This is a genomic window from Pseudoflavitalea sp. G-6-1-2, assembly GCF_012927185.1.
Taxonomy (GTDB): domain Bacteria; phylum Bacteroidota; class Bacteroidia; order Chitinophagales; family Chitinophagaceae; genus Pseudobacter.
This window is the reverse complement of the sequence record NZ_JABBGB010000001.1, coordinates 126,191-146,165: the sequence shown is the minus strand read 5'-3', so window position 1 is coordinate 146,165 and position 19,975 is coordinate 126,191. Positions and strand designations below refer to the sequence as shown.

The 19,975-nt window shown below is 46.3% G+C and carries 16 protein-coding genes; 13 read left to right on the top strand and 3 right to left on the bottom strand.

The window, feature by feature from the left end; all coding sequences use genetic code 11:
• From HHL16_RS00555 to HHL16_RS00520, 8 genes are all read left to right on the top strand, one after another.
• Nucleotides 1-2,211: a polysaccharide biosynthesis tyrosine autokinase gene (locus tag HHL16_RS00555; protein WP_169423198.1), complete on the top strand. Its 2,211-nt coding sequence runs from the start codon at nucleotides 1-3 to the stop codon at nucleotides 2,209-2,211.
• Between the two features lie 26 nt (nucleotides 2,212-2,237).
• Nucleotides 2,238-3,383, top strand: a complete 1,146-nt coding sequence (locus HHL16_RS00550; protein ID WP_169423197.1) for an acyltransferase — start codon at nucleotides 2,238-2,240, stop codon at nucleotides 3,381-3,383.
• 122 nt (nucleotides 3,384-3,505) lie between these two features.
• On the top strand, nucleotides 3,506-5,020 hold the full coding sequence (locus tag HHL16_RS00545) for an O-antigen ligase family protein (RefSeq protein ID WP_169423196.1): 1,515 nt from the start codon (nucleotides 3,506-3,508) through the stop codon (nucleotides 5,018-5,020).
• Nucleotides 5,021-5,023: 3 nt separating this feature from the next.
• Nucleotides 5,024-5,758: a TolC family protein gene (locus tag HHL16_RS00540; protein WP_169423195.1), complete on the top strand. Its 735-nt coding sequence runs from the start codon at nucleotides 5,024-5,026 to the stop codon at nucleotides 5,756-5,758.
• 12 nt (nucleotides 5,759-5,770) lie between these two features.
• Nucleotides 5,771-6,955 (top strand): acyltransferase, encoded by a 1,185-nt coding sequence (locus HHL16_RS00535; RefSeq protein ID WP_169423194.1) that lies wholly within the window; start codon nucleotides 5,771-5,773, stop codon nucleotides 6,953-6,955.
• A 134-nt stretch (nucleotides 6,956-7,089) separates the two neighbouring features.
• The gene (locus HHL16_RS00530) at nucleotides 7,090-8,679 is read left to right on the top strand and encodes a hypothetical protein (RefSeq protein WP_169423193.1); all 1,590 of its coding nucleotides are present in this window, start codon (nucleotides 7,090-7,092) and stop codon (nucleotides 8,677-8,679) included.
• Nucleotides 8,680-8,892: 213 nt separating this feature from the next.
• Entirely contained in the window at nucleotides 8,893-10,302 is a 1,410-nt protein-coding gene (locus HHL16_RS00525; protein WP_346766818.1) for an FAD-linked oxidase C-terminal domain-containing protein, read from the top strand.
• 38 nt (nucleotides 10,303-10,340) lie between these two features.
• Complete coding sequence (locus HHL16_RS00520; protein ID WP_169423191.1) at nucleotides 10,341-10,940, top strand: hypothetical protein; 600 nt, start codon at nucleotides 10,341-10,343, stop codon at nucleotides 10,938-10,940.
• 153 nt (nucleotides 10,941-11,093) lie between these two features.
• On the opposite strand, the gene HHL16_RS00515 is transcribed toward HHL16_RS00520, so the two are convergent.
• The gene (locus HHL16_RS00515) at nucleotides 11,094-11,633 is read right to left on the bottom strand and encodes a TIGR00730 family Rossman fold protein (protein ID WP_169423190.1); all 540 of its coding nucleotides are present in this window, start codon (nucleotides 11,631-11,633) and stop codon (nucleotides 11,094-11,096) included.
• A 132-nt stretch (nucleotides 11,634-11,765) separates the two neighbouring features.
• Between HHL16_RS00515 and HHL16_RS00510 the strand changes: the two genes are divergently transcribed.
• Both HHL16_RS00510 and HHL16_RS00505 read left to right on the top strand, forming a co-directional pair.
• Nucleotides 11,766-13,226, top strand: a complete 1,461-nt coding sequence (locus HHL16_RS00510; RefSeq protein WP_240965697.1) for a sodium:solute symporter — start codon at nucleotides 11,766-11,768, stop codon at nucleotides 13,224-13,226.
• A gap of 111 nt (nucleotides 13,227-13,337) precedes the next feature.
• Nucleotides 13,338-14,036 (top strand): TIGR00730 family Rossman fold protein, encoded by a 699-nt coding sequence (locus HHL16_RS00505; protein WP_169423189.1) that lies wholly within the window; start codon nucleotides 13,338-13,340, stop codon nucleotides 14,034-14,036.
• A gap of 557 nt (nucleotides 14,037-14,593) precedes the next feature.
• On the opposite strand, the gene HHL16_RS00500 is transcribed toward HHL16_RS00505, so the two are convergent.
• Nucleotides 14,594-16,141 (bottom strand): LptF/LptG family permease, encoded by a 1,548-nt coding sequence (locus HHL16_RS00500; protein WP_169423188.1) that lies wholly within the window; start codon nucleotides 16,139-16,141, stop codon nucleotides 14,594-14,596.
• A 24-nt stretch (nucleotides 16,142-16,165) separates the two neighbouring features.
• Here HHL16_RS00500 and HHL16_RS00495 point away from each other — a divergent pair, with 24 nt between their 5' ends.
• Nucleotides 16,166-16,777, top strand: a complete 612-nt coding sequence (locus HHL16_RS00495) for a hypothetical protein (RefSeq protein ID WP_169423187.1) — start codon at nucleotides 16,166-16,168, stop codon at nucleotides 16,775-16,777.
• On the opposite strand, the gene HHL16_RS00490 is transcribed toward HHL16_RS00495, so the two are convergent.
• Entirely contained in the window at nucleotides 16,774-17,154 is a 381-nt protein-coding gene (locus HHL16_RS00490; protein WP_169423186.1) for an START-like domain-containing protein, read from the bottom strand. The genes HHL16_RS00495 and HHL16_RS00490 overlap by 4 nt on opposite strands.
• 325 nt (nucleotides 17,155-17,479) lie before the next feature.
• On the opposite strand from HHL16_RS00490, the gene HHL16_RS00485 reads away from it, so the two are divergent.
• Nucleotides 17,480-18,349 (top strand): RNA polymerase sigma factor RpoD/SigA, encoded by an 870-nt coding sequence (locus HHL16_RS00485; protein WP_169423185.1) that lies wholly within the window; start codon nucleotides 17,480-17,482, stop codon nucleotides 18,347-18,349.
• Between the two features lie 152 nt (nucleotides 18,350-18,501).
• Nucleotides 18,502-19,821, top strand: coding sequence for a signal recognition particle protein (ffh, locus tag HHL16_RS00480; RefSeq protein WP_169423184.1), 1,320 nt, complete (start codon nucleotides 18,502-18,504; stop codon nucleotides 19,819-19,821).
• Nucleotides 19,822-19,975: the final 154 nt, after the last annotated feature.

The following is a 19,975-nucleotide window of genomic DNA, read 5'->3' as shown; positions in this document are numbered from 1 at the left end:
ATGGATCTGATGTATTTATGGCATTCCCTGTTGCGCAAAAAGTGGATCATCGCTTTGTGCACGTTGATCGGGTTACTTGCAGGGTTTGGCTTCACGCTTACACAAAAGAAATCTTATCTCTCTTTCTCCCAGTATTCCACCGGGTTTACCATGGAGCAGAAAGTGCGCATCAAAGAAGAAGCAGGGCTCAACATCTATGAGATCGATCTTCGGTTCAATAACGTGATCGAAACTTTCAGATCGCCCAAAGTAATGGGCATGCTCAGCTACAAACTGCTGTTGCACGATCTGGACGATTCACATCCCTTCCGCGTACTCACTTCCGATCAGCGCGGACAGGAAGTTTACAAAGTGGCCAATCTCGAAGCTGCAAAGTCCATTCTGCGGGATAAGATCTCCAGCATGAGTCTCATTTCTCCTTACGATCCGGAAGAGAAAAAAGTGTATGATCTCATTCTGCTCTATGGTTACAACGATAAAGCGCTGAGCGATAAAATTGCTTTCACGCGCGTAGAAAGAACCGACTTCATCAACATCAGCTATGCATCGGAAAATCCTTTGCTGAGCGCATACGTGGTGAATACGATCGGGGAGCAGTTCATCCGTTTCTTCAACAATATTTACGGAGCCCGTGCAGTTGAATCAACTGCCAAGCTCGATAGCTTTACCAATTCCAAGAAGAGAGAAGTAGATGAACTTACAGGAAAGCTTCGCGATTTCCGTGCTAAAATAGGTACACCCAATGTTGCCGACCGTGCTTCTGCTGCGATGGGAGTGGTGCAGGAAATGACTTCGAATTACCAACGCGAAATGGCCAACCTCAACAATCTTCGCGGTGAGTTGACTGCTACAGAAACGCAGCTCCGTTCTTCGATGTCGGGAGCTGGTGGAACTACCACTTCAACAGGGAACAACGCAGAATACCTGCGCCTGAAAAGAGAGAACGAAAATCTGGACCTGCAGAAAGCCGGCAAGTCTGAAGATGAGATGAAGAATATTCAGGACAAGATAGATGCCAACGTGCGCAAGATGCAGGCTGCGGCGCCTGTTTCATCGGGCGACAAAGAACGCAAAGCCGAGAAATCTGCAGACAATCAGGCGAAGCTCATCAACAGAAAAATTGAGTTGCAGGAACAAATACTTGCAGCAGAGCAGAACGTAAAACTCTATCGCGAGCAAAAAGATAAATACGAAGCCCTCACCTCCTCCGGTGGTGGAGAAGAAGTAATTCTGAAATCGAAAGAAGAAGAACTCCGTATCGCATCACAGGAATATGAAGCATTGAAAAAAAGTTTGCAGGCATCACTCGATCTCGACGTGAATCCTGAGAACAACTTCAAGCAAACAATGGTAGGGCAACCTGCTTTCAAACCTGAGCCTGCAAAGCGCACCATCATCATGGGTATGAGCGGCATTCTGGTGTTCTTTCTGAGTGCCATCATCATACTCGGACTGGAGTTTCTGGACAGCTCATACAAAACGCCCTCTATCTTTCATCGTATCACCAGACTGAAATTGCTCAGCTCTCTGAACCGCATCGATCTGAAGAAGAAAGAACTGAAAGAGCATCTGCAACTCGAAGGAGAGCCTGTTCGTAAAGATGAGGATAATCTTTTTGTAGAGAACCTCCGCAAGCTCCGTTACGAACTGGAGAAGAGTGGAAGGAAAGTGATACTGATCACCAGTACCAAACCAAATGAAGGCAAAACAACTGTGATAGAAGCGCTGGCGCATAGCCTCAGCCTCACACGTAAAAAAGTGCTGATAGTCGATGCCAACTTCAGCAATAATTCGTTGACCCGCATGTTCGAGGCGAAGCCAGCACTTACCACCTTCAGTGCAGGCGAAAAAGCTGGTCCGGAAGCGTTTCTCAGCATCACCAACAAAACATCCATCCCACATGCAGATGTGATTGGATGTGTGGAAGGAAACTTCACACCATCGGAAGCGCTGCCTCCCAACAACCTGCTCGAAAATATCAGCAGAGTTGCAGAACGATATGATTATGTGCTGATCGAGGGATCTTCACTCAACGAACATGCAGACAGTAAAGAACTAGCGCGTTATGCCGATGCCATCATTGCTGTGGTTGACGCAAAATCTGTACTGAAGCAAACTGATAAAGACTCCATAGATTATTTGAAGAGCACCGACGGAAAGTTTATAGGAACGGTTTTGAACAATGTAGAGCCAGACAACATGGAGTTGTAATTGTTAATCGATAAACCTGTCTTATTGTGATCAACTCTTTATTTAATGCGGACAAGATTCTGAGCCGTTCCCGAAATCCCTGGATGGACTATGCCAAAGGGATTTGCATCATGATGCCTGTGTACAGGCATACATTTGAAGGGATAGCCAATGTGGGAATAGGATCGTACAGTTACCCCGGCATTCGTATCGTGGATGTATTCACCATGGGTTTTCGCATGCCATTGTTCTTTATGATCGCGGGAGCATTTATGGCTACCACTCTCAACAAAAAAGGAATTGGTGAATTTGTAAGCGCTAAATTCAGAACGGTGATGTATCCTCTGTTGTTATGGGGAAGCATACAGATCACGCTGCAACTGCTGTTTGCAGGAATGGTGAATGCAAAACGCGAACCTTTCGATTATCTCAACCTCATACTCGATCCCCGCAAACTCGAACAGTTCTGGTATCTCAATGCACTTTTCTTTGTGAGTGTGCTGTATGCGTTGCTGAGCTGGTACGCAAAACTCACCAGCAGGCATCAGCTGGTGCTGGGACTGGTGCTGTATGGAATAGCGAGTTACTGTCATATCAAAAATGTGCATATCGGATTTTTAAGCGGAGTAAGCTTTTACTATCTCTTCTTCGCTGTGGGAGATGCGTTGCACAATATTGTGCTGGATGAGAAACATCATAAATGGTTATCGTCTTTCAAAACCACGCTGATCATTCTTCCCATCTTCGCAGCAGTAGAGTGGTATTGCACTACATTGAATCTGGCGCATCCTGAAGAAACGGATTTCTATGTACAGCATCAGCGTCAGGATATCTTCTTCTTCTCGGCCATCATTGGTGGGTTGTTCATGATCCATTTATCGTTCATGCTGCAAAGATTCAATGTGCTGAGGTTCCTTCGTGTAATTGGATATCATGCGTTGTACATCTATGTGGCGCATCTGATGGTAACGGCGGGAGTAAGGGTGTTGCTGGTTCGTGTGTTGCACATCGAGAATATACCGTTGCTGCAATTTACCATCTGGCCTGCAGGAGTGATCATTCCGATCATCATGTTCAATGTTTGCAGAAAACTGGGACTTACCTGGATCTTCACGCTGAAAGATGATTCCGTTGCGAAACCTGCTCCTGCAACGGTAATGGCCCGTGAAGCCGTAATACAAAAAGAAAAATAAACAGTGATCATGGAAAACGAGAATCCGGAACAATCATATAAAATGTTCGAACTGATCAGTACCTTATTTGCCATCGTGTTTTGTTTGGGCATGTTCATTAAATTTCTGTTCTTCTGATTCACATGGAAAAGAATCTGCTCCATAGAACAAAAGCAGCGTTGACGGAATCCCTGCGTTATCACCTGGTGACCAAAAAACTGGCCACACCCATCGGCGTTGCCCTCATGGGATTGCTGGCATTGCTGATGAGTTACATCACGGTGATGGTGGATATCAAACTGAGCATCGCCATAGTGGGAGGATTAGGTGTGATCATGCTTTGTGGACTTTGTATAGTTTATCCCCTGTTTGGATTTTATGCCGCTTATGTTACTTCGATATTCATGATGTTGCCGGCCAGGCTGAGCAATTCTGCGAATATGATCCCAACGGGACTCATCCCTGAATACCTCGCTTATCTTGCGATGCTGGGTGTACTCACCAAACAATCGTTAAGAAAAGAGATCGATACAAAATTCTGGAGTGCCGCCATCACAGTGTGGATGCTGGTGCTGGTGGGCTATTACGTGATACAGCTGGTGAACCCTTCGGGACGAAGCGTTTTCGGCTGGTTCAACTTCTTCAGAAAACAGGTGAGCTTTGTGGCGTTCTTCTACATCAGCTACTGCTTTCTTAATTCACGAAAGACCATCATTCATTTCACAAGGTTCTGGATCATCTTCAGTACCATCCATGCATTGTATGCGTGCAAGCAACAATGGTTTGGTTTTTCGAATTACGAGCAGGTATGGCTGATGGCAGATCCGAAGCGATTTGAATTGTTCGTGAACTTCGGATTCATCAGGCGATTCGGGTTTCTGAGTGATCCTGCTGCAGCCGGCATTCTCTATTCATCTACCTGTGTGATGATGCTGATTTTGGCATTGCGCACAAAAGCCATGAAAGAGCGGGTGTTGTATTATGTGATCACCATTATTCATTTCCTTGCATCGAGCTATACAGGTACCAGAACAGGCACCATGATGATAGTAGCCGGCATGGTTTTCTACTGTGTGCTCAATCTCTACGAAAAGAAAACCCTGATCTTCTCCGGAGTATTTGCTTTCATGATCATAGGATTGCTTGTAGCTCCCATCTACGACAATATGGTGATCAACAGGCTGCGTACCACTTTTGAAGGTTCCAAAGATCCCTCTGCCATGGCACGGGATATGAACCGGAAGATTGTGCAGCCTTACGCATACAAACACCCGATCGGCGGAGGATTGAACTCATCCGGAAACATGGGCCAGTTCTATCATCCGGGGCATTTCATGAGCACCATACCACCAGATAGCGGATTTATGCAAACCATGATGGAACAGGGCCCAATCGGATTGGCACTGTTGCTGATTTTTTATTATGTGATCATGCGAACGGGCATAAAAAGTTATTATCGTTTGCGCGATCCCGAATTGAAAACCTTGCATCTCTGCCATTTTGTTTCCATCTTTACGCTCATAGTGGCGCAGATCTCACAACTTGCCATAGGCCAATATCCCAGTGTCTTATATTTTTATTCCGTGCTGGCATTGCTGATCAAAATGCCGCAATACGATAGTGCTGTACAATCTCAAACCGCAGAAGAAAAAAATTAGAATATGCTCAAAACTCTGATACTCTCCATGGGGATGCTGGCCGCGATGAATGCCGTTGCGCAAACGCCTGCCGGACGAAATGCATCTACTTACCATTCTAATCTGGACACCGTTCGACAGATCGATATCCGCGAAAAGCTGGTGCAGCTTGCATTGCAGAATCCCAACTATGAGATCGCCGACAGAAAAGTGGTGATCGCAGAAAGAAATCTGAAGAAAGCAAAAGGATCATGGCTCGGCGCCCTTTCGGCAACCAGTAACCTCAATGAGCTTTCCATCAAGAACATGAACCAGAGCACTACTGTTAATGGAGGTAATGGAGGATTGTTCTTTCCCCGATACAACTTCGCACTTACTTTACCGCTCGACTTCTTCTCTGCCAAAAGCAATGATGTAAAGATTGCCCGTGAGAATATCTATATCGCGGAAGCGGAGAAAAATGAGAAGTACCGCGCCATTCGCCGCGATGTACTCAGCCGCTACGAAGATTATCTGATGCACAAAGAAAAGCTCGAACTGCAATCGCGCATCACACAGGGTGAGTATACCGAATACAAACTGGCAGAAAAAGATTTTGCCGATGGAAGCATCTCTGCCGACGCATTCAAGAAAGCAGAGAATGCCTACTACAGCCAGCAAATGACCAAAGTGGAATCTCAGCGCAATTTCAACGTTGCCAAATATGAACTGGAAATGCTCATCGGCGTGAGCATCGATGATGTACTTCCCAGAAAATAAACAGTTGAAATCATGATCGGTACATTATCAGCCACTGTTGCCCCGCCTCCTGCAAAGGCCCGTGTATTCTTCCCAAACCTCGATGGATTGCGGTTTCTGTCGTTTTTTGTGGTGTTCCTGTTCCATTGGTATATGACGGTGTTTCCGTATATCTCAGGAACCAATCCAACTGCAGGTGAAAGCATCCGTTTTCTTTTTCAGTATGGCGGGCTTGGTGTGAACTTCTTTTTTGTACTGAGTGGTTTTCTCATCACTTATCTGCTGATCAGAGAACGTGAACTAACGGGAAAGATCCATGTAGGTAATTTTTATGTGAGAAGGATACTGCGCATCTGGCCATTGTATTTTCTCTGTCTGGCTATAGCATTCATATTATTTCCGATGCTGAAGCAGATGGGTGGAGAAGTGTATCACGAACGTGTGAATCCCTGGTACTACGTAACATTCCTTGCCAACTTCGAGTACATGCGCATCTGGCCGGAACATCCGGAAGCAGTGCTGGTAAGTGTGCTCTGGTCTGTGGCTGTTGAAGAACAGTTCTATCTTACCTGGCCACTGATCCTGCGCATTGTTCCTGTGAAGTTTTACAAATATGTGTTTATTCTGATCATGATCGGATCCTTGGTGTTCCGCTCTTTCTACACAGCCGATACTGATCATGATTACGCTGTCCGATACTTCCATACGTTCTCTGTAATCGGAGATATGGCATTGGGTGGATTGCTGGCCTGGCTCTGTTCGTTCCCCAACAAATTTCAGCAGTGGGTAGTGAATATGAAGCGACCGGTAATTGCCCTGATCTATATTGGCGCCATTGCGGCCAGCCTGTTCAAGAGTGTGTTGTTCCCTGCGGGTATTCCGATAATTTTTGAGAGACTGGTAATGGGCATGTTCTTCGGAATGATCATACTCGAGCAGAATTACGCCGAAAAATCATTCTTCAAACTAGGAAGGTTGAGACTGCTTTCCAGGCTGGGGACTTATACATACGGACTCTACTGCCTGCACTTGCTGGGCATTTACATAGCCACCAAAATTGTGCTGAAACTCGGATGGGATCAGCGAATGCTCAGCACGGCCTTTGCGCAGGTGATCATCGCTTTACCGTTATCGTTAGTTATCAGCATTGCCAGTTATCACCTGTACGAAAAATGGTTTCTGAAACTTAAAGACAGATTTGCTTTCATAACTAAATAATCATTCGTATTTTGAGGCACACCCTCCCTTGCCAATTTACACCGTTGGCAGGAACAGCCTGATTGAGTTAGCATTGTAGAATTCCAAACCTGCTGCCTGTAATAGCGACATCATAACGCACGAAACTATCAATGATGAAGAATCAGAAGATTCCGGAGCAGCTACTTGTATTCGCCGGATCGCTTTTATTTTTTCTATGTACGCTGGCCGAAAATTTTTCCGGTCCGCACGATTCTATTGGCTACCTCAAAGGGATTGTTACGGGCGATCATCTCAGCCATCCACATCACCTGCTGTATCATTACTCTGCACATTACTGGCTGAAGTTTACGCAACTTATTCTGCCAGGTGTGAAAGATTATTTTCTGGTAGAAGCATTCACTGCGCTATGTGGCAGTGTAAGCATGGCTATCGTGTACAGCTTCTTTCGTTGGCGTTTCGGCTGGAAACCCTTGCCATCATTGGTTTTTCTAACAGTAGTTGCTTTCTCCTACGGAGTGTGGTTTTACAGTACAAATATCGAAGTGTATGCGCCGGCGATGATGTTGCTGCTGGCCTCTTTATACCTGCTTACATCACCCACATTCGGCAAACGCGATATCTGGAAAGTAAGCGTGCTGCATTGTCTGGCTGTATTGTACCATCAGCTGCATATTCTTTTTGCATTGGTGGTACTGTATATGTTGTGGACCAAACGCAAACAAATTGCACTGATCCCTGCCGTACTCCAATACGCTGTTATCGGCATTGTGCTGGTAGGCGGCGTTTACTTTCTGATGGGCTGGGTTGTTGCGGAACAGAATTCCATGGAGCAATGGATCGGATGGGTGCAGGGGTATACCAAACAACACGATTACTGGCAGAAACCCGGATTGAAAACACCTGTGTATGTTTTCACCGGATTCACACACGCCTTTGTGGGCGGGCATTACGTGTTCAGGCTCCCAGGCATCGATAATTATTTTGAAAAGATGCAGCAGGTGCATTCGCTGCACGATGAAATATTTCTGGCACAACATATCAGCAGTGGCATGGCTATCTTCTTATCGGTACTCACTTTGCTGCTCGCTGTGATGATGCTGATACTGATCATCCGTTTCATCAGAAAATATAAGTCCATCAAAGCACAGTGGCCAACAGTGGTGCCTGCACTGGTTTTCTGCGGAGCGGTTTACTCTGCATTCTTCTGTGTATGGATGCCTGAGATACTTGAGTTCTGGATCTTCCAGACAATATTGCTCTGGTTCTTATTGCTGGGAACACTGAGTGTTACCGGCTTTCCATTCAAATTGAAAAGCATAACTGTCGGCATAGTGCTAAGCATCACTTTGCTCACCGTGAATTATTTTGGCAGCATCCGCTGGCTGCGCGATCTGGAGCACGACTGGTACTATCTCAAAGTAAAACCTGTTGAAAACATCGTGAAAGAAAATGATGTGATACTGTTGCAGCAGGGGTGGATACTGAAAGACTTTCTGGAGTACTTCACCAAAACCGAGGTGCAGGAAGTGCCCTGGATGCCTGAGCTTCGCGCGGGAGTGGATAGTGCGATCAACATTCATCTCGACAGGGGAGGAAGGCTGATCATTTATCCGGAAGTCAATAGCATGACGGAGAAACCTGCCACACCATACATCGATTCATTACTTCAAACGTATCGGGGGAGCCGCACTGTGTTCAGGGCTTCGAACCCTGAGATAGTGATCATCACCAAACCCCGGTAATTATTATATTGCCTGAAACGGCCATTCGTTAGTAGTGCTGCGCCCTGAAATGCATTATTTTTGGGATATGAGCGGGCTAAATCCTTCGGGTTTTTGCAGTTTTTGAGGAAAAATTTGCAGTTTACTGCTGCTTTTATCCGATTTTTGGACTCGTTTACTATTGAACAGCATTATTGACCAATCTTAACCACCCCAGGAAAAATCATGGAGACTGTGGCATTAAAAGGAACCCTTACTGCAGCGCATATAGATGCTTTCCGGCAGATCGTCGGTGAAGCCTATGTGTTGCTGGACGAAGAATCGCGCAACGACTACGGGCACGATGAAACGGAACACCTGTTGTTCCCACCCGAAGTTGTGCTGAGACCCCGCACAGCAGAAGAAATTTCTGCCGTGATGAAAATCTGTAACCAACATCGCATTCCTGTTACACCACGTGGCGCAGGAACCGGATTGAGTGGCGGAGCATTGCCGCACCTCGGTGGCGTACTGATCTCCACCGATCGCATGAACTCCATTCTGAACATCGACGAACGTAACCTGCAGGTGATCACCGAGCCCGGTGTGATCACAGAAGTATTGCAGAATGCCGTTAAAGAAAAAGGATTGTTCTATCCTCCTGATCCCAGCAGCCGCGGATCCTGTTTCATTGGCGGTAATATCGCCGAGAACAGTGGTGGTCCCAAAGCTGTGAAATATGGAGTGGTGAAAGATTATGTGCTCAACCTTCAGGTGGTTCTGCCGAATGGCGAAATTATCTGGACGGGTGCCAACGTTCTCAAGAATTCAACCGGCTACAACCTTACACAACTGGTGGTAGGAAGCGAAGGCACACTCGGTATCGTTACCAAAATTGTGCTGAAGCTGATACCTCTTCCAAAATACGACCTGCTGATGCTGGTTCCTTTCCAGTCGCTGGAAAAAGCCGGAGAAGCAGTGAGCGCCATCTTCCGTGCAGGCTTTACACCCAGTGCGCTAGAGCTGGTAGAGATAGATGCACTGAAGATCGTAAGCAAATTTGTAGACAGCGCTGCTGTACCTGTAACCGAAGATACTGCTGCGCACCTCATCATCGAGGTAGACGGAAATCATCTCGATACGTTGATGATGGAGATGGAGGCAATTAGCACGCTCTTAACAGAATATGAGGCAGGCGAAGTGTATTTTGCAGATGACGCCCAGCAGAAAGCGGAGCTCTGGAAATTACGCAGAAGAGTAGCCGAAGCTGTGAAAGTGGATGGCTACACAGTAGAAGAAGATACCGTAGTGCCGAGAGCCGAACTGCCCGCACTGATCCGCGGCGTGAAGCAACTGGGGCAACAATACGATTTCAAAGCAGTGTGTTACGGACATGCCGGAGACGGTAACCTGCACATCCGCATCAAGAAAGAAGGTATTGCCAACAGCGCTGATGATCCGCAACTGATACAAGGGATCAAGGCGTTGTTCGAACTGGTGCATCAGCTGGGTGGAACCATCAGTGGCGAACATGGTATCGGATTGATCCAGAAGAGCTATATCGATATTGTGTTCAATCAGCATCAGCTGAATATTATGAGGGGCATCAAGAAAACCTTTGACCCGAACAATATTCTGAACGCAGGAAAGATCTTCGATCTCTAATGCTGTTCAGCGACCGGAAACACTCAACAATCATCCATATGGAAATGAAACAACTTGCATTGGCTGCTCTCTTGTTGTTCGGCGCTGCAACTGTGCAGGCGCAGAGCAAAGAACCGGTACCAACAACAACCTACCGGGGTGCTCCTCAAACGGGTTTCAACCGTGATAATCTTTTCTTTGGAGGTAATTTCGGTCTGAGCTTCGGCAACTATACGCTGGTGAATGTGTCGCCACAGGTGGGCTACAGATTCAACCGTTACTTCGCTGCCGGTGCAGGTGTGAATTTCATTTACTCAAGCGTAAAGCAGGAGTATACCGATTCGAGGTTGAACTACAGAGACAACTTTGGGGTGGCTGGTTTGAATGCTTTCGGTCGTGTATATCCGGTAGATTATCTCATTCTGCAAATTCAGCCTGAAGCCAACTATACATGGGGCAAACGTAAGTTCTCTTACGGATCTTCCGAGCAAACGCTTGAAGGAAAAATTGTTCCTTCACTGGTAGGCGGTGCGGGTGCAGTGATCCCTGCGGGTCGCGGTTCGTTCATCGTTATGGCGCAGTATGATTTGTTGCAGCAGGATCGTAATCCATACGGAAGTCAGATATTCATCAACTTCGGTTACAATATCGGATTCTAAAACCGTGTACGGTTAACATAAAAGGCGAAGGTGCATCGTGTGATGCACCTTCGCCTTTTTAATGCAGTATCTCAAAAAAATATTTCGCTGGAAACGCTGGATACGCGCGGTGTTCCGGCTGTTGCACCGGAAATATTTTTATGACAGGATGCGTTAGCCCAGCTTATTGAAAAGCTCCACTGGTGTGTCGCAGACGATGATCCTTTCGCTCACGCCTTCGTATAGAAATCCGTCCTTCTCCATTTGACGGAGATGATTGAGCAGATGCTTGTAGAAATCGTTGGAGTTGAGGATGTAGATCTTCTTATCGTGGATCTTGAGCTGGTTCCATGTAACCATTTCGAATAACTCGTCGAGGGTACCGAAACCGCCGGGAAGGATAATGGCTGCATCGCAGAGCTCATACATCATTTTCTTGCGCGTGTGCATGTCTGGCACAATGGCAATCTCGGTGAGTGAGTCGTGTTGTTGTTCCCAATCCACGAGCAGTTTGGGCATTACACCCATTACTTTGCCTTCGTTCATCAGCACTGCATTTGCTACAGTGCCCATCAGTCCACGGTTTCCTCCGCCATACACCAGCTTTAGTCCGAGTATGGCGATGAACTTGCCTAATTCTGCCGCATGCTGGGCAAATATGGGATGGTGTCCGGGTTTAGAGCCGCAGAATACCGCTACGCTTTCGATCTTCATAAAAAAATGTTTGATTTCCTTTACCGGAAACTGGTACTAAGGTAAGTGGATGTGGCCATTTTGGTAACAATTTCCCTACCTTCAACGCTGCAATTTTTTTCTGTAGAGAATCACTATTAATTTTTTAAGATTATGATGTCAGCGTCCATGCTGTTCTCCTTTGTGGTAGGCTATTTTGTGCTGCTGCTGGCGGTAGCATACTTCACATCCCGTAACTCTAACAATGATTCGTTCTTTATCGGAAACCGCAATTCGAACTGGATGCTCGTGGCATTCGGCATGATCGGAACTTCACTCAGTGGAGTAACTTTTGTGAGTGTGCCTGGTGGTGTTGGCGCTGCAGGGTTTGCCTATTTTCAGATCACTATCGGATACCTGCTCGGTTATCTGGTAATTGCGTTCGTACTACTTCCATTGTACTACAAACTCAATCTTACTTCGATCTACAATTATCTCAGTACGAGACTGGGAACGAAATCATACAAAACAGGTGCATCCTTCTTTATTCTGAGCCGTACACTTGGCGCCACTGCGAGAACTTATCTGGTAGTGAAGATTCTGCAGGATACCATCCTCAGCAGTTTCGGTGTGCCGTTCTGGGCAACTACACTGATTATTCTGCTGATGATTTTGCTGTACACGTATGAAGGCGGTGTTAAAACAATCGTGTACACAGATACATTGCAAACTACCTGTATGATTGCAGGTTTGGTGATCTGTGTGTATTACATCCTCAATAAAATGGATATGAGCCTTGGACAAAGCCTCAGTCTGATGGGCGAGAAAGGGCTTTCCAATATTTTTGTTTTCGATCCTAACAGCAAGCTGTTTTTCGTGAAGCAGATTCTGGCTGGAGCATTCATCACCATTACCATGACGGGGATGGATCAGGAGATGATGCAGAAGAATATCTCTGTAAAAACATTGAAAGATGCGCAGAAGAATGTGATCACCATGTCGCTGATTCTGATGGGAGTGGTGCTGCTGTTCCTCGTGCTCGGCGGATTGCTTCATCTCTATGCTGCGCAGGAACATATTACTGCCACCAAAGATGCGCTCTTCCCCGAAGTGGCCCTGCATCATATGACGCCGCTAATTTCCGTGGTGTTCATCATCGCATTGATCTCTGCGCTTTTCCCCAGTGCCGATGGGGCTATTACTGCCCTCACATCATCGTTCTGCATCGATATTCTGGGCATACAACGCCGTAACGACTGGAACGATAAACAGAAGAAGAGATACCGCCAGCAGATACACTTGGGCTTTGCTGCCATCTTCCTGCTCTTCATCATGATCTACAAATGGGTTGGCAATCAAAGCATGATCGATGTGATTCTCGATGTAGCCAGTTACACTTATGGACCGTTGTTAGGTTTATTCAGTTTCGGCATCCTCACCAAACGCCGTGTGAACGATAATCTGGTGCCTGCGGTCTGTGTAGCGGCGCCGCTGATCTGCCTGCTGATCAAGAAATTTCAGCATGTGCTTTTCGGTTCTTTCGAAATCGGACTGGAGCTGCTGATCATCAATGGTGGTTTGACATTTATCGGTCTGCTGCTGATCTCAAAAAAAGCTACGCCTGCAGTAAACTAAACAGCGCTTCGTTGCGTTAAACATACAGAATGGCCATCCTCTGCACTTCGTGAGAAGTGGAAAAGGATGGCTATTTTTATCTTCAGTATTCACCTCTAAACAAGCGTAAGTATGAATGATTCGATCAGAAAGAGTAAGCAACGCAGGTGGTCGGAAAGTAAGGCGCATAGCAGTTGGCAGATATTCAAGATCATGGCAGAATTTGTGGATGGCTTTGAGGCACTTGCAAAGATTGGTCCTTGTATCTCTGTTTTTGGTTCGGCCCGCACACAACCAGGGCATCCGTTTTATGAACTCACTACGGCTATTTCCCGCAAGCTGGCGGAAGAAGGTTTCGGTATCATTTCAGGTGGTGGTCCGGGTGTGATGGAAGCAGCAAACAAAGGCGCGCAGCTGGGTGGTGGCAAATCGGTAGGATTGAATATCGAGTTGCCTTTTGAGCAACATGCCAACCCGTATATCGATCGTGATGCCAATCTCCATTTTGAATATTTCTTCGTGAGAAAAGTGATGTTCACAAAATACTCGCAGGGCTTTGTGATGATGCCCGGAGGATTTGGAACGATGGATGAATTCTTCGAAGTAATTACGCTGATACAAACCGGTAAGATGTTGCAGGTGCCACTCATATTGGTAGGCACCGATTACTGGAGTGGTCTCGTTAGCTGGATGCACGAAACCATGCATAAGCAGGCATCGAATATTTCACCGGAAGATCTCGATCTGCTGAAGATTGCAGATACACCGGAAGAAGTGGTGGCGCATGTGCTGGAGTTTTATACGAAGCATCCGTTGCAGCCCAACTTCTAAATTATCATACAATTGATTTTTCTCCGTCGGGAAAGGGTATGCAAATCCGTCGCGGAATGTGCCGGGCAGCGTTGTATCTCCGGTGAGGCTACAGATAAACAGGATTGAACGGTAGTGCAATGCTCTGCTGCTGTGCAACACATTCCAAGGCCGTATTTGCATACCCTTTCCCGACGGTCGGTCGCCGATTTGGCAAGAGTTGAATTGCAAAAAATGCTCTTAATGCATGAATCAAAATATTGTTTCAGTTGCAGTGACTCAAAAGTATTTCTCCGGCTTTTATCAATGAGAATATTTCTAAGGCAACGAAAGCTGCACCTCCGGCGAAGCGCGCGAAGGGATGTACAAATACGGCCTTGGAATGTGTTGCGTCAACGCCTGGCTTTGTACCATTGCCCCATCCTTCATTCTTAGATTGAATCGGAGATACAACTCTGCCCGGCACATTCCGCGACGGATTTGTACATCCCTTCGCAAAGCAATTGCCCATAAGCCATAGCATATTATTCGGAAGAGACTGCTTCTATCCGATAAACCATCATAAAAAAAAGAAAAATTTACGCCTCTGAATTCTTTTCGTTTGGCTTTTCAGCAACCACTTCGTCAGAAATTTCAACATCCTCCCCGATTTCGATTGTTTCTCCGGAAGCCGCTGCCAGAGCAGGTTTGGGCTTTCGGTATTTTGCAACCAGTTTGCCAATGCTCCTGAACATGCGGAAGTAGAATTCTTTGTTGAAGAGCTGTGAATCGTGCAGCGCTTTATAGATGAGGAACATGCTGATGGGCACCAGTACGAAGGTGGCCAGCCACATGCCGCCAAATGGAGTCAGCACATCTTCTTTCACGAATTTCTTTCCGAAGTTGTTCAGCAAAAAGAAGATCACGAAAAATGCTACGGCGAATACCACAGGAGTTCCGATACCACCTTTACGCACAATCGATCCGAGTGGGGCGCCAATGAGAAAGAGTACGAGCACGGCGAGTGACATGGCAATTTTTTCGTGCAATGTCATCAGGTGAAGACGGAGGTCTTTGCGTTTGGCTTCGTAATCGACGGCGCTTCCTTCGATGGCAGACTTCATGGATGTTGCGTAGGATGCACTGTTATCGGTGACCATCGCGCGAAGACTGTCGGGTATGAGCTGCGAAAAAGATCTGATGCTGTCGGGCAGCTTCGCGGCTTTCACGCTGGCCGTCCAGCCGGTATCGATGTAACGGTTGAAGTTTGCGTACATGAGCAGGTCTACGCGTGAGCGTTCTTCTACTTTCTTAATGTCTTTGGCAAGTGAATCGGCTCTTACGCTCAGTTGACCTACATTGAGCATTTCATGATAGTTCTTGAAAGTCTCCTCATCGGTTTGGTTGAAGGTGAGAGCGCTGAGGTCGAGTATCTTTTTGTATTCTTTGAATCCGAGGCGTGTGAATTGTGTGTTGGTGGTACCGCGGTTGCCTTCTTCCTGATAGCGCCATCCATCGAGCAGACGGAATTCGAGGAAATGCTTGTCTGGCGTAACTTTCATGATGCCTTTGCGGGCGGCGATCATATTATCCTGCAATTGTGCGTTTCCATTTTCGTAGATGATAACGTTGTGCAGAATGGAGTCCTGTTCCTTTTTGCTCACCTTCAGCGCGTATCCGGGGATGGCAGTATAGAAAACGCCTTCTTTGAGTGCGAAGGCTGGTTTTTTATTTACCACATCGTTCTGGAGGGTCTTCATTTTGAGATTGGCTACGGGGATCACGTAGTTGTTGAAGAGGAAGGCCACGCCGGAGAGAAGAGCAGCAGTAACAAGCAGGGGGCGCATGAAGCGCATAAGGCCGATACCGGCCGATTTGATAGCAACGAGCTCGAATGTTTCGCCGAGGTTACCGAATGTCATGATTGAAGATAAAAGCACGGCCAATGGAAGCGCTAACGGCACCAGGGTAGCGCTCAGGTACATCATGAGGCGCATCATTACAATGCCATCGATACCTTTGCCTACAAAGTCATCGATCCACAACCAGAAGAATTGCAGGATCAGCACAAAAAGTGTGAGGAAAAAGGTGGCGATAAAAGGGCCAATGAATGCCCGGAGTACAAGTATATCCAGTTTTTTGATCACAGTGCTGCTAATTACCTTTAATACATGAATCGGACAAAAATACATCTTTCGGCAGATGAATTGGCATTCATTCAAAATGGTCAACTGCTTTTAACAAAGAATGCCATTATCGACAAAGCCATGGAGATGATGGGGGATATGATACCGGTAATCCGGCAGGAGATGGAAGCGTATGGCAGCCATCTTCCGGAGGAATTCACCGGTTCGTCTCCGAAGATATCAAAAGGAGAAAAATATGAGGGGTTGCCCTGGGTGATGCTCGATTTTCCGAAGATCTTCAGAAAAGACCATGTGTTTGCCATCCGAACGATGTTCTGGTGGGGGCATTATTTCAGCATCACGCTGCACCTTAGCGGCGAATACAAAACGAAGCTGCTGGATGTGTTGAAGAAAAATAAGAGGGGATTATCGGATAAAGGATTTATGGTTTGCATTAATGAAGATGAATGGCGGCATGAGTTGAGTGCTTCGAATTATGCAGCCATGGATCAACTGGATGAACAGTTGATCGATTCTCATCTTTCGGTTAATGATTTCTGTAAGTTATCTGTAAGAATTCCGTTACAGATGTGGAATGAATCAGCGGGAAAGGCGGAAACAATGTACCGCGCCATCTTTACTGCATTGCTTCCTTAGTTACCGAGTCGGTGGAAGAGGTCTTTCACCTGGTAGCCCCATAACTGGCTCTGATCTTTCACGTCGCTCTTCTCAGCAAAATCTTTGATCACGAGGATCGTCTGATTGGTTACTTCTGATTTTTCGATGCGAAACTCAAAAAATTCTTCAGATGGTGCATGAAGCCAATGAAAACGGATGAACTTGTCTTCTTCGCTTTCTGTTACTTCTGCTTTATCGATTGTTCCATTCCAGGAAAAACTGAAAACATTATCCCGCTCGTCCACTTTATCAGCAAACCACTCCTGCAAACCCGCAGGTGTACTGAGAAATTCGTATAAAATGGAAGGAGAACACCTTACCGGATACTCTAACGTAAATTGTTGTTTCTTACTCATCTACTCCTTGTATTGAAAACTTTTTGTAATACCTGTGTTGCAATAATAGAAAAATAATACTACCCCAAAAATTTTTTTGTTAAGGGGCCCGTTAAAGATATGGAAAGATAACATTGAAGGGAAAAACTTTAAAACTACTGTAAACCAGTTGCTTAGCATTCTTTTTTTTGGAAAATGGGCTTGAATTGGTTAAATTGCTTTTGCAGGCTTTTTACAAGTTGACGATCATCATATAAGAAAACAGGCTTTATTACGTTTTTCTCCTGGATAATACCAGGTAACCTTTAAACCTTAAAAACCCTTTAAACGACCTCAACCTATGAGTATGCGTCAACTCAAGATCACGAAATCGATAACGAATCGTGAATCTCAGAGCCTTGAGAAATACCTGCAGGAAATCGGTAAAGTTGAATTGATCAGCCCTGAAGAAGAAGTCAGACTCGCCCGTAGAATCAAACAGGGAGATCAGTCTGCCCTCGACAAACTGACCAAAGCCAACCTCCGCTTTGTGGTATCCGTTGCCAAACAATATCAGAATCAGGGACTTTCCTTACCTGATCTGATCAATGAAGGTAACCTCGGCCTTATCAAAGCAGCACAGCGTTTCGATGAAACGCGCGGTTTCAAATTCATCTCTTACGCCGTATGGTGGATTCGCCAAAGCATTCTGCAGGCACTCGCTGAACAATCCCGCATTGTTCGTCTCCCTCTCAACAAAGTAGGTCTCACCAACAAAATTCAGAAAGCATTCTCCCAGCTGGAGCAGGAGTTCGAACGCGAACCCAGCCCCGAAGAACTGGCCGAACTGCTTGAACTCGAAACGGAAGAAGTATCGGCCACACTCGGCATCGCTGCCAGGCATGTGAGCATGGATACACCACTTTCGGAAGGTGAAGACAATACATTGGTTGATGTACTGGAGAATCCGAATGCAGAGCGGGCAGAAACCAATATCGAGCACAAAGAGAGCCTCCGCATGGAAATCGAGCGGTCGATGAAAATGCTTACCGAGCGCCAGAAAGAAGTGATCTGCTATTTCTTCGGAATTGGGGTAGACCATCCCATGAGCCTCGAAGATATCGGCGATAAATTCAATCTCACGCGCGAGCGGGTACGGCAGATCAAAGACAAAGCCATTACCAAGCTGAGAACCAATTCACGTTCAAGGGCACTTCGCAGTTACCTGGGCGTATAATCCGAAAAAAGAGCAAATACCCGAAAGAAAGCTTTACACTTCACAATCTTACTGTAAATTTGCCCGCTGAAATTCAAATGTTGGCGGGGTCTGTACTGTCCCTGAATGGATAGACGGCCCCGCAGTCGCATTTTTAGAAAATTGATAAAATCATGTTCCAGAATCTTACAGAGCGGTTAGAATCGGCCTTCAAACAGATAAAGGGTGAAGGAAGAATCACCGAGTTAAATATTGCAGCCACGGTAAAGGATATACGCCGTGCATTGGTTGATGCCGACGTGAACTACAAGATCGCGAAGGATTTCACCGACAAGGTGCGCGATACTGCCCTGGGGCAGAAAGTATTAACAGCAGTGAGTCCTGGCCAGCTGATGGTGAAGATCGTAAAAGACGAGCTCGCCGAACTGATGGGAGGAACCGAAAGCGAGTTCAATGCCAAAGGCAATCCCGCTGTAATTCTCATTGCCGGTCTGCAGGGTTCGGGTAAAACCACTTTCAGCGCCAAACTGGCCAACTACCTCAAAACACGTAAGAACCTCAACCCCATGCTGGTGGCGGCGGATATCTACCGCCCTGCGGCCATCGATCAGCTGAAAGTGCTGGGCGAACAGATTGGGGTAGAAGTGTACAGCGAACCAGAAAATAAAAATGCCGTAGACATCGCCACCAATGCGGTGAAAGAGGCAAAAAGCAGAAATAAGAACGTACTGATCATCGATACTGCCGGCCGACTGGCTGTAGACGAGCAGATGATGACCGAAGTGGCCAATGTAAAATCTGCCGTGAAACCGCAGGAGATCCTGTTCGTGGTGGATTCTATGACCGGTCAGGATGCAGTGAACACTGCCAAGGCCTTCAACGATCGCCTCGACTTCAGCGGCGTGGTACTCACCAAATTGGATGGTGATACCCGTGGTGGTGCTGCCTTATCCATCAAATACACCGTGAACAAACCGATCAAGTTTGTAAGCAGTGGTGAGAAGATGGATACCCTCGATGTGTTCTACCCCGAGCGTATGGCACAGCGTATCCTGGGCATGGGTGATATCACTACCCTCGTAGAAAAGGCTCAGGCACAGTTCGATGAAGCAGAAGCCAAGAAGCTGGAGAAGAAGATCAGAAAGAACCAGTTTGATCTGAGCGATTTCAAACAGCAGCTGGAGCAGATCAAGAAGATGGGAAATATCAAAGATCTCCTCGGAATGATCCCCGGTGTTGGAAAGGCTGTAAAAGACATCGATATATCCGATGATGCTTTTCAGGGTATCGAAGCATTGATCAATTCAATGACACCCGAAGAGCGTTCAAACCCTGAAATAATCGACGCCCGTCGTAAAACGCGGATTGCCAAAGGGGCAGGAAAAAGTATGGACGAACTGAACGGATTTCTGAAGCAGTTCGAACAGATGAAAGGCATGATGAAAATGATGAACAAAATGCCGATGGGACGCATGGGACTGGGCCGCCGTTAAGAGTTTCCGCGGAATGTAAAATTTTAACTACGCACTGAATTTTATATCCGAATTGTATTAAATTTGGCAAAGTCAGGGGTATTGTTACCTTTGCAATCCTTGACATTTTTTTAAATTGTAACCCTATTTGTTCACGCATTTAAATTTCTATTTA

Coding starts and splice junctions, on each gene's coding strand:
- HHL16_RS00555 (WP_169423198.1), top strand. CDS start 1: ATGGATCTGATGTATTTATGGCATTCCCTGTTGCGCAAAAAGTGGATC.
- HHL16_RS00545 (WP_169423196.1), top strand. CDS start 3,506: ATGGAAAAGAATCTGCTCCATAGAACAAAAGCAGCGTTGACGGAATCC.
- HHL16_RS00540 (WP_169423195.1), top strand. CDS start 5,024: ATGCTCAAAACTCTGATACTCTCCATGGGGATGCTGGCCGCGATGAAT.
- HHL16_RS00535 (WP_169423194.1), top strand. CDS start 5,771: ATGATCGGTACATTATCAGCCACTGTTGCCCCGCCTCCTGCAAAGGCC.
- HHL16_RS00530 (WP_169423193.1), top strand. CDS start 7,090: ATGAAGAATCAGAAGATTCCGGAGCAGCTACTTGTATTCGCCGGATCG.
- HHL16_RS00520 (WP_169423191.1), top strand. CDS start 10,341: ATGGAAATGAAACAACTTGCATTGGCTGCTCTCTTGTTGTTCGGCGCT.
- HHL16_RS00515 (WP_169423190.1), bottom strand. CDS start 11,633: ATGAAGATCGAAAGCGTAGCGGTATTCTGCGGCTCTAAACCCGGACAC.
- HHL16_RS00510 (WP_240965697.1), top strand. CDS start 11,766: ATGATGTCAGCGTCCATGCTGTTCTCCTTTGTGGTAGGCTATTTTGTG.
- HHL16_RS00505 (WP_169423189.1), top strand. CDS start 13,338: ATGAATGATTCGATCAGAAAGAGTAAGCAACGCAGGTGGTCGGAAAGT.
- HHL16_RS00495 (WP_169423187.1), top strand. CDS start 16,166: ATGAATCGGACAAAAATACATCTTTCGGCAGATGAATTGGCATTCATT.
- HHL16_RS00490 (WP_169423186.1), bottom strand. CDS start 17,154: ATGAGTAAGAAACAACAATTTACGTTAGAGTATCCGGTAAGGTGTTCT.
- HHL16_RS00485 (WP_169423185.1), top strand. CDS start 17,480: ATGCGTCAACTCAAGATCACGAAATCGATAACGAATCGTGAATCTCAG.
- ffh (WP_169423184.1), top strand. CDS start 18,502: ATGTTCCAGAATCTTACAGAGCGGTTAGAATCGGCCTTCAAACAGATA.